The sequence below is a fragment of the Leptospira selangorensis genome, from assembly GCF_004769405.1.
Lineage (GTDB): Bacteria > Spirochaetota > Leptospiria > Leptospirales > Leptospiraceae > Leptospira_B > Leptospira_B selangorensis.
This window is the reverse complement of the sequence record NZ_RQES01000005.1, coordinates 812,536-826,872: the sequence shown is the minus strand read 5'-3', so window position 1 is coordinate 826,872 and position 14,337 is coordinate 812,536. Positions and strand designations below refer to the sequence as shown.

6 protein-coding genes and 1 pseudogene are annotated in these 14,337 nt (G+C 37.4%); all 7 read right to left on the bottom strand.

Going from position 1 to position 14,337, the window contains the following annotated elements:
- Nucleotides 1-198: 198 nt before the first annotated feature.
- The 7 genes and pseudogenes from EHO58_RS05460 to EHO58_RS05435 all read right to left on the bottom strand — a co-directional run bounded on the left by EHO58_RS05460 (nt 199) and on the right by EHO58_RS05435 (nt 14,275).
- On the bottom strand, nt 199-1,020 hold the full coding sequence (locus EHO58_RS05460; protein WP_135679071.1) for a hypothetical protein: 822 nt from the start codon (nt 1,018-1,020) through the stop codon (nt 199-201).
- Nucleotides 1,021-1,126: 106 nt separating this feature from the next.
- Complete coding sequence (locus EHO58_RS05455) at nt 1,127-2,047, bottom strand: DMT family transporter (protein ID WP_135679069.1); 921 nt, start codon at nt 2,045-2,047, stop codon at nt 1,127-1,129.
- A 9-nt stretch (nt 2,048-2,056) separates the two neighbouring features.
- Nucleotides 2,057-2,455 (bottom strand): MerR family transcriptional regulator, encoded by a 399-nt coding sequence (locus tag EHO58_RS05450; protein ID WP_167483185.1) that lies wholly within the window; start codon nt 2,453-2,455, stop codon nt 2,057-2,059.
- Between the two features lie 1,888 nt (nt 2,456-4,343).
- Nucleotides 4,344-4,763 (bottom strand): hypothetical protein, encoded by a 420-nt coding sequence (locus EHO58_RS05445; RefSeq protein ID WP_135679067.1) that lies wholly within the window; start codon nt 4,761-4,763, stop codon nt 4,344-4,346.
- Nucleotides 4,764-5,530: 767 nt separating this feature from the next.
- A complete protein-coding gene (locus EHO58_RS19640; protein ID WP_208728699.1) occupies nt 5,531-5,719 on the bottom strand; it encodes a hypothetical protein in 189 nt (62 codons plus the stop codon).
- Between the two features lie 3 nt (nt 5,720-5,722).
- A pseudogene (locus EHO58_RS05440) lies at nt 5,723-6,796 on the bottom strand (RHS repeat-associated core domain-containing protein); the annotation flags it as partial.
- A gap of 408 nt (nt 6,797-7,204) precedes the next feature.
- Nucleotides 7,205-14,275, bottom strand: coding sequence for an RHS repeat-associated core domain-containing protein (locus EHO58_RS05435; protein WP_244241065.1), 7,071 nt, complete (start codon nt 14,273-14,275; stop codon nt 7,205-7,207).
- Nucleotides 14,276-14,337 lie beyond the last annotated feature (62 nt).

Sequence of the window (14,337 nt, the reverse complement as noted above, 5' to 3'; positions counted from 1 at the left end):
TTGTTAAGGATTCGTAAAAGGCAGCCCTTAAGGAGGGAGTCCGTTAAGCGAATTACTCATTTAGGGAACGTTAGGGGGTCTAACGGGTTCTTCTATTTACCCCCAATGGGATATGATGGTGGCTAATGATATTAGGAATGGATTGCACCTACCGATGTGACAATGCAGCTGCAATGAAGTAAAACAAATCGGTCTCTCTTAGTTAGTCAATGCCAGCCTGATACCTACTCCAAACTGTAGATAAAAAGTATTTAATATTCTCCCGGTAAATTGATCGGAATAGATTCGAGTGCTTTGTTTATAAAACTCCACCATATAGAAATATTTGGGACTGGGATGATAATTCGCTCCGATCCCAAGACCCCATGAAAAACCTCGCCCATTTGTCATCGAAGAATTCCGAGCAAAATAATCATCACGAGAACTTGCATGCACATTATCACTTACGGGGAAACTCATCCCCGCTTTTAGTTTCATGTAAGGATCAAATTTGTTCTTTGGCAAAGGGTGGACGGAAAGAAATGTTAGTGCCGATACATCAGAATACACCTGAACATCTTTCGGCAAAGTTGTTACATCTTCATTCAACGCAAAATGGATTTGTTTTTGAACTCTTTGTCTAACTGCATGAACGGATTGCCCCTGAAAAGTGAATCCATAGCCAAGATAATCCGTCCATCCAGACTCCAGCTCTATGCCAAATAAACCATTACTTTGATAAATTGGGCGATCATAAGTGGAAATTGCAGGCATTCCTACTATATTCCTTTTTATTTCTCCGCTTTGTATTCGGTTTAAAAGATTACGATCATAATCTTTTTCCGCATCTATGAATGAACCGCTCGGAGGTCCAAGCGATCCTCCATAAAAGAATGAAAAGGAAAAATAATCTTTAGAGAATCCTACTTTAGAATTTGTTTCTTCTGCATACGTTGAAAAATCATTTCGAGGGACCATTTCGGCCATTAATAATTCAGGAAATCCAAGAGTGAACGAGATTAGGAAAATAAACCTTTTCATCTTTTTGCCCCTTCGAAAGTCGCTAACGTATCAAGATCGTTCGACCTGTCTTCGGGACAAATTGGTTCCCTACCGTATTTCTTTTGCTAGTAATAGTAAACTAATCTTATTTAGAAACTTCTACTTTTCGATCAAACTTTGCCCATTGCAACTTTGCGTTTACTATAAAGATACCGACGATTACAAGCAAGGCACCGCCAAGATCATATACGTTAGGAGTTTCCCCTAAAACCCAAGAAGTTAACATTGCAATTACCGGGATCAAGTTACCAAAAATGACCGCTTTATCAGGACCTACTGCTTGGATGCCGTAATTCCAACATAGATATCCTAAGAAGGTACTTAATCCGGCCATATAAAGGATCGCTAACCAAGCTGAATTAGGAATGACTGTGAATTCAGTATTCCAATCTCCATTGATCAAAGTTAGGATCAATAAAGCAATGGTTCCGAATAACGCTGTAAATGCGGTTGTTTGGATTGTGGAAACTCCCGGAATATACTTCTTCATCCCTACTGAGTAAAAACTCCAGCAAGAGGCTGCGATCAGGATAGGTAGTATCCCTTCTCCATGAAATGCATTTAGAAGAGCAGTCATACTGCCATCAGAAATGACAAGTATAACGCCTAAAAAAGAGATCAAAGTCCCAAGATAATGCTGGAACTTGATTTTTGTTTTTAAAAGAAAATAAGAGAGAAAGATCGCAATCGCAGGACTAGCAGCAATCACGATTGCCGCATTCATAGGAGAGGCTTTTTTCATTCCAATAAAGAAGAAAAAATTGAATCCGAAAACTCCGATGATCCCGAGTGAAACGAATACGATTAAATTCCTTCTGCTTACTTTTAATAACTTTCTGTCAGTAATGAGCACGAATAAAAATAAGAAAAGGGTTGCGAACACAAAACGAAGAGCTCCAGCCAAACTAGGTGAGAAGAAGGTAAGCGCCTCCTTAGCTACATGAAATGTAGTCCCAGTAATTAAGGCGAAGAATACAAGATAAAGATATGGCCTAATAGATGACATGTTCAGCTCCTATTCCTTTTTCAAAAGAGTTTCATACTCTTTTAATTTCGATTTTGCGAGTCGGATCATCGATTCTAGATCCTTCTTCTTTTGCTCTAGTTTTTGCAGATGAGTTTCCAGGATACGGATCCTCTTATTTAAAGGTGGTTTGAAATTTTCTCCACTTTCTACCTTATCCAGAATACATCCTTCCAAGAAGAATTCCTTGATATCGTCCAAGGACATATTCATCTCTTTTAAAGCCTTGATCCCCTTAAGATGTCGTATCTCTTTTTCTGAATATTTCCGGTCTTTCCCGTGCATCCGTTCCGGCTTGCGCAGGATGCCGACCTTCTCGTAATAACGAAGAGTATAAGGACTAAAATTTGTGATTTCTGAAATTTCCGAAATACTTAGAAACTTGCTCACTCTGATCCTCCGGATTTTTCTGGAATCCTACAGATCTGACTCACCTAGAGTTAGCTCTAAGTCTAAATTTATCTCTAAATTCAGGAAATTTTTAGTTTTGGGAGAAAAGGATTATATTGGTTAAAATGAGAAATGTTATAAGGGGAATTATCTAGCTCGCGAACCCCCGGAGCCCAGATTAGTCTGATATTACTTAATGCTTTGAGTTAGTTACCTTTTATATCGTATTCTTTAAATGAACATTCTTCTATTTATTGCAACCTAACAATATTAGAGGAAGTAAATTGTTAAAATCTTGCTCTGTCATATTTCCAGTTTCCACATAAACGCAAAGGCGCATAAATTGTTCAGTGCAATTTGGTTCGTAACCACTCGATGCGTTGCATTTACTCAAATTCAAGAGAACAAAAATTAAAAAACTGCAAATAAAGAATTTATTCATAAATTTATTTCTCAATTAAAGCCCGAGGATGTACATAGATTTAATTTGTTAATCGGATCTGCGGAGATATAACCGTTTCCCCTAAAAAAAAATAGAGAATTGTTTATTGAGACTCCAAATACCGAGATTTCAAATCAGAATCTATCCCAGGATCAACTTTCAAAATATTCACTTACCACAATTGATGGCAATAATTGAAATTCTTTGATCATATTCAGCCTGAGTAATAACCCCCCGCTGCAAATCAAAATCTGCTAAAAGCAGCTGTTGTGCGCAAGGCATATCCGAGCTACTATCTTGGTGACAACCCATTAAAACCAGAATCGAAAAAGAAATTATGAGAAAGGAATTTTTAATCATTTTCTATATCACCCTTGGAGCATTAAAATTTAATTAGTTTATCAAATCATTATATAATCCCGCATCTTAATCTATTATCTATCTCGCCGGAGCCCAGATTAGCCTAACATATTTCAACTGCACATAGGAAGGACATTGTATTTTCTCAATGGGTCATTTTACACATTGAGAATGCTTCAATGCAGAAGTTGTCAATAGCATATTGTAAATATCCTCTTTATTAGCGGAGGAAATTGATGAATCGCTTTGAATTCCTGCAATCAAAAATGTCAGCTCATCTAAGACACCTTTTTGGCATAGAGACTTGTCTTCCGCAATACAAGTCTGATGAAAGAGAATAACAATTGATAAATGAATCAATAAATGCTCATTACGATCATTTTAATAGAAATATAACTACACCAAGCAACCTTAGTCTCGACTTGAACAGCTCAAAAGACCAAGAGCCAAGAAGTTGGAAGCTTCACTTTCACTGGTTCCAAATTCTTTCATCGTAACATAAGACAAGTAAGTTCCTTGTATACATTGCTCTTTTGTTGCCGAACCAGAATCAAACTTACATGACATAGCAATTAATCCAAGGAACGAAATTATTACTAAAATTCTATTCTTTTGGAGAACAGGCATAAATTAATCCACTTTCAAATCTTCGTTTATCTGATGCTGATGAATTTGACTGAAGGATCATTGAATATGCTCAACAGTATAAATATCTGCATATTGAATCGGTTCAAATTTTTCCTCAAACTCTTTAAGTAACTAAAACTTTATTCTATTTTTTACAACTAATTGCTCTTAACAGTGCAATATTTTGGGCATTTTCCTCTGAATTATTTTCAGCCTTTTCAAGAGAGTAGATTAAAGCAGCAGTTCCTAAACATTCCTTTTCGGTCAACCTGTCCCCCTCACAGTGAAATAACAATGCTAGCGACAATATTGTTAATAAGAATCTAATCATTATTTTTCTTCTTTTAGTTTAAAGAAATAGTATATTAAAATTTATATATATATTATGATGGGATGTTTCTCTCTTTCCGGAAAATTATCCGGCTCGCGCCAGGGTCTGTATTGAGGATAGATAAATATTTATAAACATCCATCAGGGATAATAGTTCCGGATGGACCATCAAAAAGATTACACTTATCTTCTTCAATAATCCTAGGCGTCGTAATAAATGAACCATCATTGATGGTTCCGCTAAAATCGAAATTTGAGAAATTAAAAAGCTCACCTCCGACATCTGCGACCAATTGATATCCACCCTTCTTTTTCGTATTAATTCCATACTGCAAAGTCAAATCGCTCGCATTAATTTGAAATATTCTATCTTGAATATAAAAAGTAACATTTCCTAAATCAGATCTATTAAGAATCTGAATTTTTGCATTAATCGGCTCCAATGGAGCAATCAAACAGGCTTCGCATCCAGCAGGGGACGAGTCGCCAGAGCATCGAAATAACAATACTGAAAAAGCAAGAATTAGAATTCTAATATCTCGTTTCATAAAAACCTATTGAATTCAAATTCCTGTCCCGAATAATAAATCCTGTGGAGAGTTGTCAAAATATTCATTTACCACAATTGATAGCTATAATTGAAATTCTCTGATCATATTCATCTTGAGTAACAACGCCCCTCTGCAAATCAAAATTTGCTAAGAGCAACTGCTGTGCACAAGACATATCCGAGCTGCTATCCTGGCGACAGCTTATTGAAATCAGAATCGAACATAAAATTATGGGAAAGGGATTTTTTATCATTTTCAATGTTATCTATATAATATCAAAATTTTAATAGATAGCTTTTTCAATCCCGTCGCTAAACAAATTCACTGCCGACTTGAACAGCTCAATAAACCGAGTGCTAATAAATTGGATGCCTCGCTTTCACTGTTTCCAAATTCTTTCATTTTTATGTAAAATAGATAAGCCCCATTCACACGTTGTTCTTTTGTCGCAGAGCCAGAATCGACCCTACATGAGATAGCAATTAGTCCGAAAAATAAAGCTATTACTATTTTCTGGCCGCTAATTATTGTGTGGAGCATCATAACAGCTTAAATACGCAAATGAAGTAAATAGATCTTTATCCTCTTGCGACGAACTACTTGGTAATATAACCGATAGCAACGCTAACTGTTGAGTCAAACAATCTAACTTTTCCTTACTTATATTATCAAGCATACCACAATTCATCATTAAAAGTAGTAATGAAAAATGTTTTTTCATCCTAAAGACTTAACAAATCATAATAGAAAAATGATAATAATAACTATTCGGGTTTACAGGCCGTCGAAACAAGAATCGTATTCAGCAGATCGGCATCAGACCCTGGACTTGCAGTACTATTGAATTTATTCAAAACTGCGACTGCACAACCAGTAGTATCTTCCCCTGGAGTAAAAACTCCACAATTTAAATTAAAGATTACCAGTAGAAAGAATAGATATAATTTTCTCATAATTTACCAATTTTTTATTTTTAGTATTTCTGCAACGTTCAACGCATTCAAGAAATTAAATGTCGGAGAACTAATTCCGAGCTGCTCAATTGTATTAATAGCTGTGAGTAAGAAATAAGAATCTTCGCTTATCACTCCCCTATTAAGAAGATATGTCCAAGTTCCATAACCATTCGTACCTGAACGCAAATCAGCCTCAAACTCCTTTAAAGCACCTAATGAATTTGAATACCATTGGTCAATATGAACTAACTCGTGCTGCATTGTACGATTCGAAATTCCTGTTCTAGCTGCTACATAAGATCCACGCGTAGTTGCTTGAGCTGTTTTTCTTTCTTTTGAAAATAATCCATGATTTTCTTCATACGAATTATAAACAATGAACCCACCCCTATCAATTGAATATCTCGGCCTCGGATCGCCAATGAGTGGGTTCATTATTGAACTTACTCCAAAATCTGCCATTGATCGGAAATAATCGTAAGTGGCTCTACCAAAGTTATGCTTGAATGCTCTTGGGTTTGCTATAACGCCAGCTTGCAAGAATATCGGAGCGAAACCAACCATTCCAACCAGCAATGCAACTCCTCCGACTACACTTCCTATATTATATAGAGCATTGCCTGCAGAAGCCCACCTCTTGCTGTTAACAAACAACGCCCTTTGCAAGAAACTCCCCGACTTAATCTTCAAAGCATTACTCAACCAACTATGACCATCAGGATCAATCCTGTTAATTGGATTTCCGCCGACATACATGTAACGATTGAGACCATTAATCCCTTTGTCTGCACGATCATCTGCTTGGATGAATCTTCCTAAATAAGGATCATAATATCGTGATTTATAATAATATAATCCCGTATCTGAATCTAATATCTGGCCTGTGAATTTATAATGAAAAATATCAGGTCCGGTCGTTTCCGAGAGATTTATTTCTCCATAAGGAAGATAACTCACATTACTCACTCCACTCTGCCCAGGCCCTGTGACTTGGTTTCCATAACCGTCAGTAAGCATAGTTGTGGAGCCTAAATGGTCTCTTTGATAAAAATAGGCTCCGACCATTGGCGCTCCTAAGTTGAATGGATTTAAAGTGAAGGATTATATTAATCTGAATGAGAAATGTTACAAGGGGGAAGTCTCCCCCTCGCTTCAGACGCTATCGCGTCTTACGCTACCCCCTCGCCGGGGAATTATCTAGCTCGCGAACCCCCGGAGCCCAGATTAGTCTGATATTACTTAATATTTAAAGCTACATTTCATATTCTTTAAACGAATATTTTTCTATTTATTGCAACTTAGCAATGTTAAGTTTAAGACATTATTATATTCTTCGTTTGTCCAAATTCCATTTTCCTTTTCAGCAGCCAATAAAATGATTTGTTCTCCGCAATTCATTTCTCTTCCGGTATTGGAATCACATTTCGCAAAAAGCGAAATTATAATTAAGATCAAGGTCTTCCGTATCATTTAATACCTCTGTCAATTATTCAACAATGCCCATAATCTAATATCTCTGTAAAGATCATCTGATATATACTTATTGTAATATAGGAATAAAATAAAAGCACCAGTTTGCGGATATCCAAAATACCCTGCTGACAAATCGGCCTCTATTTCTTTCCCGCCACCAAAATATCTAAAAATCCCTCCGCCGTATCCATTATAAAATCCTTCCCTGGTTCTATTTTGAATAATATGCCGTCTCTCATGTAATATATGAGCATAGGTATCTTCTCCTGTCCGAAAAGACACTGTGTAACCATGAGTTTGAGCATAGTATTTCTTACTCATTATATTATTTGCATAGAATGAATTCCTAATGATAGCTCCTCCTGGCACCCTGTCTATAGTTGGCATGGGAGCACCAGCAAATGGATTTGCTACAGAACTTAATCCGTAATCCAATCCTGCGAAACCATAGCCGTAAGAAAATGCTACAGGATTATTCAAAAACTGTTTCCCATTCGTAGCTAATCCATAAGCCAAACCAGCAGATATCCACCCGACTGGCGTAATTGACATTGCCCCCACAAATTGAGCTGCGTTACCTAAACCTCTTTGAAATGAAGCAACTCTTCGCGAATTCACAAAAAGCGCCCGCTGCAAGAAACTCCCCGACTTAATCTTCAAAGCATTACTCAACCAACTATGACCATCAGGGTCAATCCTGTTAATTGGATTTCCGCCGACATACATGTAACGATTGAGACCATTGATTCCTTTGTCTGCACGATCATCTGCTTGGATGAATCTACCTAAATAAGGATCATAGTATCTCGATTTATAGTAATATAAACCTGTATCTGAATCCAATATCTGGCCTGTGAATTTATAATGGAAGATATCTGGACCAGTTGTTTCAGAAAGATTGATCTCACCATAAGGAAGATAACTCACATTACTCACTCCACTCTGCCCAGGCCCTGCAACTTGGTTTCCATAACCGTCAGTAAGCATTGTCGTCGAACCTAAATGGTCTTTTTGATAAAAATAGGCTCCGACCATTGGCGATCCTGAGTTATTAGCTTTTACTTTAAAAGAAGACGCTTCTTCTATATTCGTTTTTAAAGTAAACCAAGGAGCTTGATTTCCGTTCAATAATCCGTTACAATCTTGGAGCAAGCTAATCCCGAAAACCGAAATGAGTAGTATCGGAGTAGATAACCCAGCTATTCTTCTTTCTTTTAATATTTCGTTTCCTTTAAGTAAGAACGGATATGCTAAGTAAAGCAATCCTACGATAAACAAAATATATCCTAACCTAAATGCAATGGTAGGAATTCCACTTTGGAAGTATGCCGAATAAGCAAAGAATTTTTGGATCGGATAAGATAACCTATTCTGCCAAAACTTACCGCAATCAATAGCGACTCCGGAGCAAAGCTCAGTTTGATCGAACCAGCTTCCAGACGATGCAGAAGCTAAAGTCGAACTTTCATCTCGAGTTATCAATATTACATTCGAGCGAGTAATCTGAGTTAAGATTTCTCCGCCCAATCCTTTGATATAGGCTGTATGCTTTTCATCTCCGCTTGTAGGCTTCTCGATCTCGTAATAATCGCCAATATTATAATTTGTTACAGCAGTCGTTAGATTTTCCGTTTTAACTCGATTTCCGGAATAATCATATGTATATTTAAGATTTGTTCCGTTTGCTGAATTATATTCTTTGAGTTTTCCGAATGAATCGTAAATCAATATATCTCCGTTACGAGAGATCATATTTCCAGAATTGTCGTACGTATAGCTAGATGCGTTTTGCACGGTTGCAGCAGTTGTCACTGAGTGCGGATGACTGGAATCTCCATATGTAAAGTTTACATCTCCTTTTTGAGTGAGATTTCCACCTGTGCTATAACTATAATTTTGAGTCCCGTAACTTCCTTGAGCGGTAAGAACTCGGTTATGCAAATCGTATGTGTATGTTTGATTTCGACTCGTATTCTGATTGTCTGTTTGTTGGGCGATATTCCCTGAACCATCGTATTGGTAAGAGATTGATTGCAGAATACTTCCATCGTCTTTTTTTGCAGATAAAGATACCGTTTGGAAATTAGAAGGATCTAATTTTAGATCAGTTACTACTCCATTGCCTGTCGTTCTTCGGAATACCGGATTTCCATCTACAAAGATTGGGCCTTCATATCCAGCGACGTGTATACCACTCGGCCCATCTGAGCTATCTAATGTTACATTCTCCAGATTTCCATTTAGAGAATAACTTTGATGAACTACAGAACCATCCGGATATGTAACGGAAGTCATTCTTCCTAAGGAATCATATTCCATTTCCGTAATAAGTAGATATCCATCGATTGTCTTTGTTTGACGGACTGGTTTTCCTTGAATATTATAGGAAATTTCAGTAATTCCGGAGCTATCCGTTATTTTTGTGACCCTTCCCTTTCCTAAAGTACCACTATCGTATTCGTTTCCGATAGGTGCTTCTACTCCGTTTGTTTGAGTAGAAGTAATCCTGCCGATTGAATCATAGGAGAATGTAATCGTTTTATTTCTCGCATCTGTTTGGCTAGAAACCCTACCTAAAGTGTCATATGTATAGCTGATCGTTCCGGAGCTTGGGTCGGCGACACTGGCTCTTCTTCCAGCTAAATCATATACGAAATTTGTGATGAGTCCAGCCGGGTCAGTGATCTGAGAAGGCTGTCCATTCGGGGAATAGTTTGTCAAAACTGTCTTCCCATTATCCGTTTTGGAAATCACCTGTCCGAGTTCATTCTTAGTCTCGCTAAATGTTTTCACTATGTTATCCGGAGCAGAAACGGACGTATTCGTAACCAATCCTGAGTATGTGATCGTTGTTGTAGTAACTCCCTTTGAATCTGTAGATAAGGTCCCAGTGGAACGGTAGTCTTGATCTTCGTATTTATACTCCGTCCAAAATGGCGAAGTATTACTGAAATACGTATTTGACTTTTTAAAAATTAAACCTGTTTGGTAATTATATAAAGAATCCGTTATCAATGTAATTCCGGAGACGGCAGTATCCGAAACAGTTCTAAGCACATTTCCTAATGGATCGGAATATTCCATTACCTTAGTTTCTATGCCACTTGTTGTGTCTCGGATCGTTTTTGAAACCGATTGCGTATTCGAAAGGTTTGCTAAATCGAATTTACCTGTATTCACATATTCGTAAGATTCATTCCAGCTTGAGTTTCCTGGATAAGTTATCGAAATCAATCGCCCAAAAGTATCGTAAGCTTTAGAAGTCACTCCACCGTTCTGATCGATTTTGGAAATTTCTAACCCAGAATTAAAATCATAATTTGTAGTCTCCTGGTGACCTAAGGCATTCGTCTTTGTAACTGGAAAAGAGTGTATAATCGTATCATATGCTATGTTTGAGGTCGCGCCAGAAGCATCCGCAATCGTTATCGGATTTCCAAATGTATCATACGTATAATTTGTAATTTGTTCTGCGGAAGTTCCCAAAAATTTAGTTACACTTTGTATTGTATCTCCTGTATAAACTACCTTTTGATCCTGTACTAGAACACCATCCGTAAATTTCTTATTCCTGGTCGCTCTTCCGAATCGCCAAGAATTCAAATCGTGACTAAATTCTAAATTTGCGGAAATTATATGAGAACCGGCGACTTCTGTTTGATTCGTAGGAAACCCATATTGATCTAAAATATAGCTTGTGTTCGTCGATAGTTCAAGAGCTCCATTATGATAAGAACTTTTGGAAATATTTGTTGCGAAGGAAATTTCTGTTCCAAACGGGTTTGGAAATTGAAACCCGCTCGAAATAGTTTGCTGCATAAGATTTCCGGAAGCATTATAATTACTGAAAGAAGTTGGCACTCCTGCTAACCTATAATCCGCCTGATTAAATTCAGTAAACTTGTAAAATCCTGTTCCATTATCCTTTTCTTTAAAGCTAGCGAACCCAAGACTTCTTATTACTTCTCGAATACCTAAATAAAACCTGGAATTTTTATATTCAAAACTTTCCCCAATAGAAACTCCGGAACCTAAATCAGTTGTGATACTTGTTACCAAATGAGAATTGCTAGTGTCCGGAATATTTGGATAGTTCCCACTTCCCGGTTGAATTGCTCCAGGGTGTAGCTGTTTTGTAGTATATCCTACGGTCGTCGTTTGAACTCTATTCGTCACAGAGAGTAAATCATCCTCGCCAGAAACTTTTGGGTTTGTATTTCTTACGAATACATGCCCTTGAGTTTTATCCATCCAAAGCTTAATTAACAACACGTCTTTCGATCCATCGCCATTAACATCTTGGATGATAAATTGGCCCTGGTCTGCTTTATAAACGCCTCCTGTTGTCTGCTCTGTCAGATCGAATTGTCCAAATCCAAAATTGGCACTATAAGTTAAAGACCCTGCACCGTTCGAGAGATAACTTTCTACATTCTTATTTTCAGTATTATATAGAATTAAATCTTCTAATCCATCCGAGTTTACATCCGAAAAGTTGAACTGACTGGTTTTGGAAACACTTGTTGCATTTAAGGTACTTGTGACCTGGGCCGCAAAACCATGATTTGTGTTTAAAGATACTTTGATCTGGTTACCTACCATAGTAATAAAGTCTGGCAGACCATCACCGTTTACATCGCCGAAAAAGCTTCTTAAACGATCGGCACTAGTACCTAAATCATATTGCATTACTGTAGATGTTTGAGAAGTAAGATTAAAAGATGTAACGTCCAATCTAAACCGAATAGTTCCGTTTGTACTCGCATTCAAAGTGTTTAATTGATTCTGTAGACTAACTATTGTAGTATTTACAGGACCAATCGTATTCGCGAATACCAATTGCAGGTCGTTTAATAAGGTATTTGTAGAAGGGATTGGAGTGCCTGTCTTCGCCGCTTGTAATTGAGTGATATCTATATAATTTGGATCAGTTTGTTTACAATTGACATTCACCCCAGAACTATTCGGAACAGAAACAATTACTCCTCCCGAACCGGAATTTGCAATATAATAGCTGCAACCTTTCAAATAATAATCGATCAGAGAAGAAAAATCGGAATTAGATACGTTATTTGCTCCGGATGCCAAAATGGTATTCAAAATATCTTCTTTTGTATGAAACTCGTTAGTGATCGTTTCAGCTTGCTCGGTTGCAGCTTGAAGTTGATTACTTACGGTAGTGTATTGAGGATTTTGGCTATACTGAACTAAGCGTACATGTTCTGCTTTTCCGTCCGAGTCTAAGTCTATGAACTCATTTATAAAGTAATTAGAAGTACCTGTAATTTGAATCGCGTTTGAAAAACTTCCTTTCTGATTCAGGTAGATATTAAATTTTGTTCCATCGTAATGAATGAAATCCGCAAGATTGTCTGAGTTCATGTCCGCAAACCAATCAACCTGAGCCTTGTCTGGAATCATTCGTTTCGGATTTAAACTCGAATTTTCATAATAATAGGAATACGGCAGAAAAGCCTGCATGTTCTGACTTGCTGCGGGTATTGACACATTCGAAAAGCTAACTGGATTACTGAAACTATTCGATTGGGAGTAGATAACGCTTAACTTGCCCCCACTTTCATATGCAAAATCAGTTCTTCCATCTCCATCCAAATCCGTTGTTTGAAAAAAGGTATTATAATGAAGTGGAAGTATGGGACTTAAAAAACTTCCATTCGGATCTACAGCCCCATTCTGAACCTTCCAAGCTCTCAACTGAATACTATTCGAACTCTCAGAACCTACTATGCTCACGAAATCTAAAATGCCGTTCCCATCCAAATCCATAGGGGTCCAATTGGTAAGACCTGATGTTATACCTGAGGCGCAATAATTCGGACCACCCCAATTATTAAAATCCAAACAGAGGCTAGCTAGTATTGCAAAAAAGTTCGCATTACCTCCCCAGCAAGGTGCATAAGCTGCACAAAGACAGGCAGAAAACCCGTTATTGCAAGCATCCCGATCCGGTACTGGATATTTCATTGAATATTGAAGATAAGTAGCTAATCTTTTCTCCGTTGCTGTCGGCTGAGTAGGCAATGGGTTTCCGAAATAAAAATTCGCATACATTAGTAATGCACTCGGGACGAATAGATTAATTGTCGAAGTAGGTGTATTTAGATTCGTGTCAACTACTGGTTGAACTAAAAATCCATCGCTTCCATAATTAAATTCTAGATCATCATAACTTTCTGACCCAAAAATATTTGATTCGCTCCTTTTAAGCGAAGTAAGAATCTGCCTTCCGGTTGAAGCTCCACTTGAATATTCAAATTCATAATTCCGTAGCAAGCTTCCATCTGCATAAATCTCGATTTCTTCCAACTTTTTTGTCGTCTTTACAAAAGATCCGAAAACATAAGAAGGAGATGTATCCGTGCGTGAATCTGAATATTCGAATTTTATACTGCGATTCTGGTATTTGATTTCATTAGGATAATATTCGCCAGTAACGGTATCTTCTATATAAGCTATATCGTATCCATTTCCAAAAGGATCTCTAACCTGATTTAAAGCCCAGGTTCTGATCGCTCCATTTTTTCCCAGAGCCTCTATCCTTGAATCATTTGTTTTTCCATAGCTATAAACAATTCCATCTTTGTCAGTTCCTGTCCAAGAGCATGGACCTCCTCCACAAACTCCACTTGGAACAAAACGAACAAAAGACTCCTTACGGCTTTGATATCTAGTCTTATTGCCGGAAACATCTATCAGAGGTCCTACTAGGTCTGATAGAAATTTATCGTTTGCATCAAAATTAATTCCGAAGCTGGGATCTCTTGAGATTGAATAAATTCCGGAAAGATCCCAGCCCATTCCCAAAATTCCGTTCTTTCCTCCGGAAGCATATGAAAGTGATAAACTCGGAACGATTCCTTTTGTTCCTGGTGGAATTGAAATTTCCACATTGGATGTTAATGTTCCGTTAGCGCTTGCAGAAAGTTTAGGTAATGGCTGTGGAACCAAAGAACCTGTAAGATTTAAGAAAAACGACTTAATGGAAAAACCACTAAAAGTAATTAATATGAATAAGGGCAGGAAGACTAAAACAGTGACTTTTCTAAATTTTTCTTTCATATTTTTCTCTAAAACAATACAGACCCATAGATTCCTGAGTCTTTTTACAATATGTATAGGAA

Excerpts from the sequence above, each read along its gene's own strand:
- EHO58_RS05460 (WP_135679071.1), bottom strand. The coding sequence starts at position 1,020 with ATGAAAAGGTTTATTTTCCTAATCTCGTTCACTCTTGGATTTCCTGAA.
- EHO58_RS05455 (WP_135679069.1), bottom strand. The coding sequence starts at position 2,047 with ATGTCATCTATTAGGCCATATCTTTATCTTGTATTCTTCGCCTTAATT.
- EHO58_RS05445 (WP_135679067.1), bottom strand. The coding sequence starts at position 4,763 with ATGAAACGAGATATTAGAATTCTAATTCTTGCTTTTTCAGTATTGTTA.
- EHO58_RS19640 (WP_208728699.1), bottom strand. The coding sequence starts at position 5,719 with ATGAGAAAATTATATCTATTCTTTCTACTGGTAATCTTTAATTTAAAT.
- EHO58_RS05435 (WP_244241065.1), bottom strand. The coding sequence starts at position 14,275 with ATGAAAGAAAAATTTAGAAAAGTCACTGTTTTAGTCTTCCTGCCCTTA.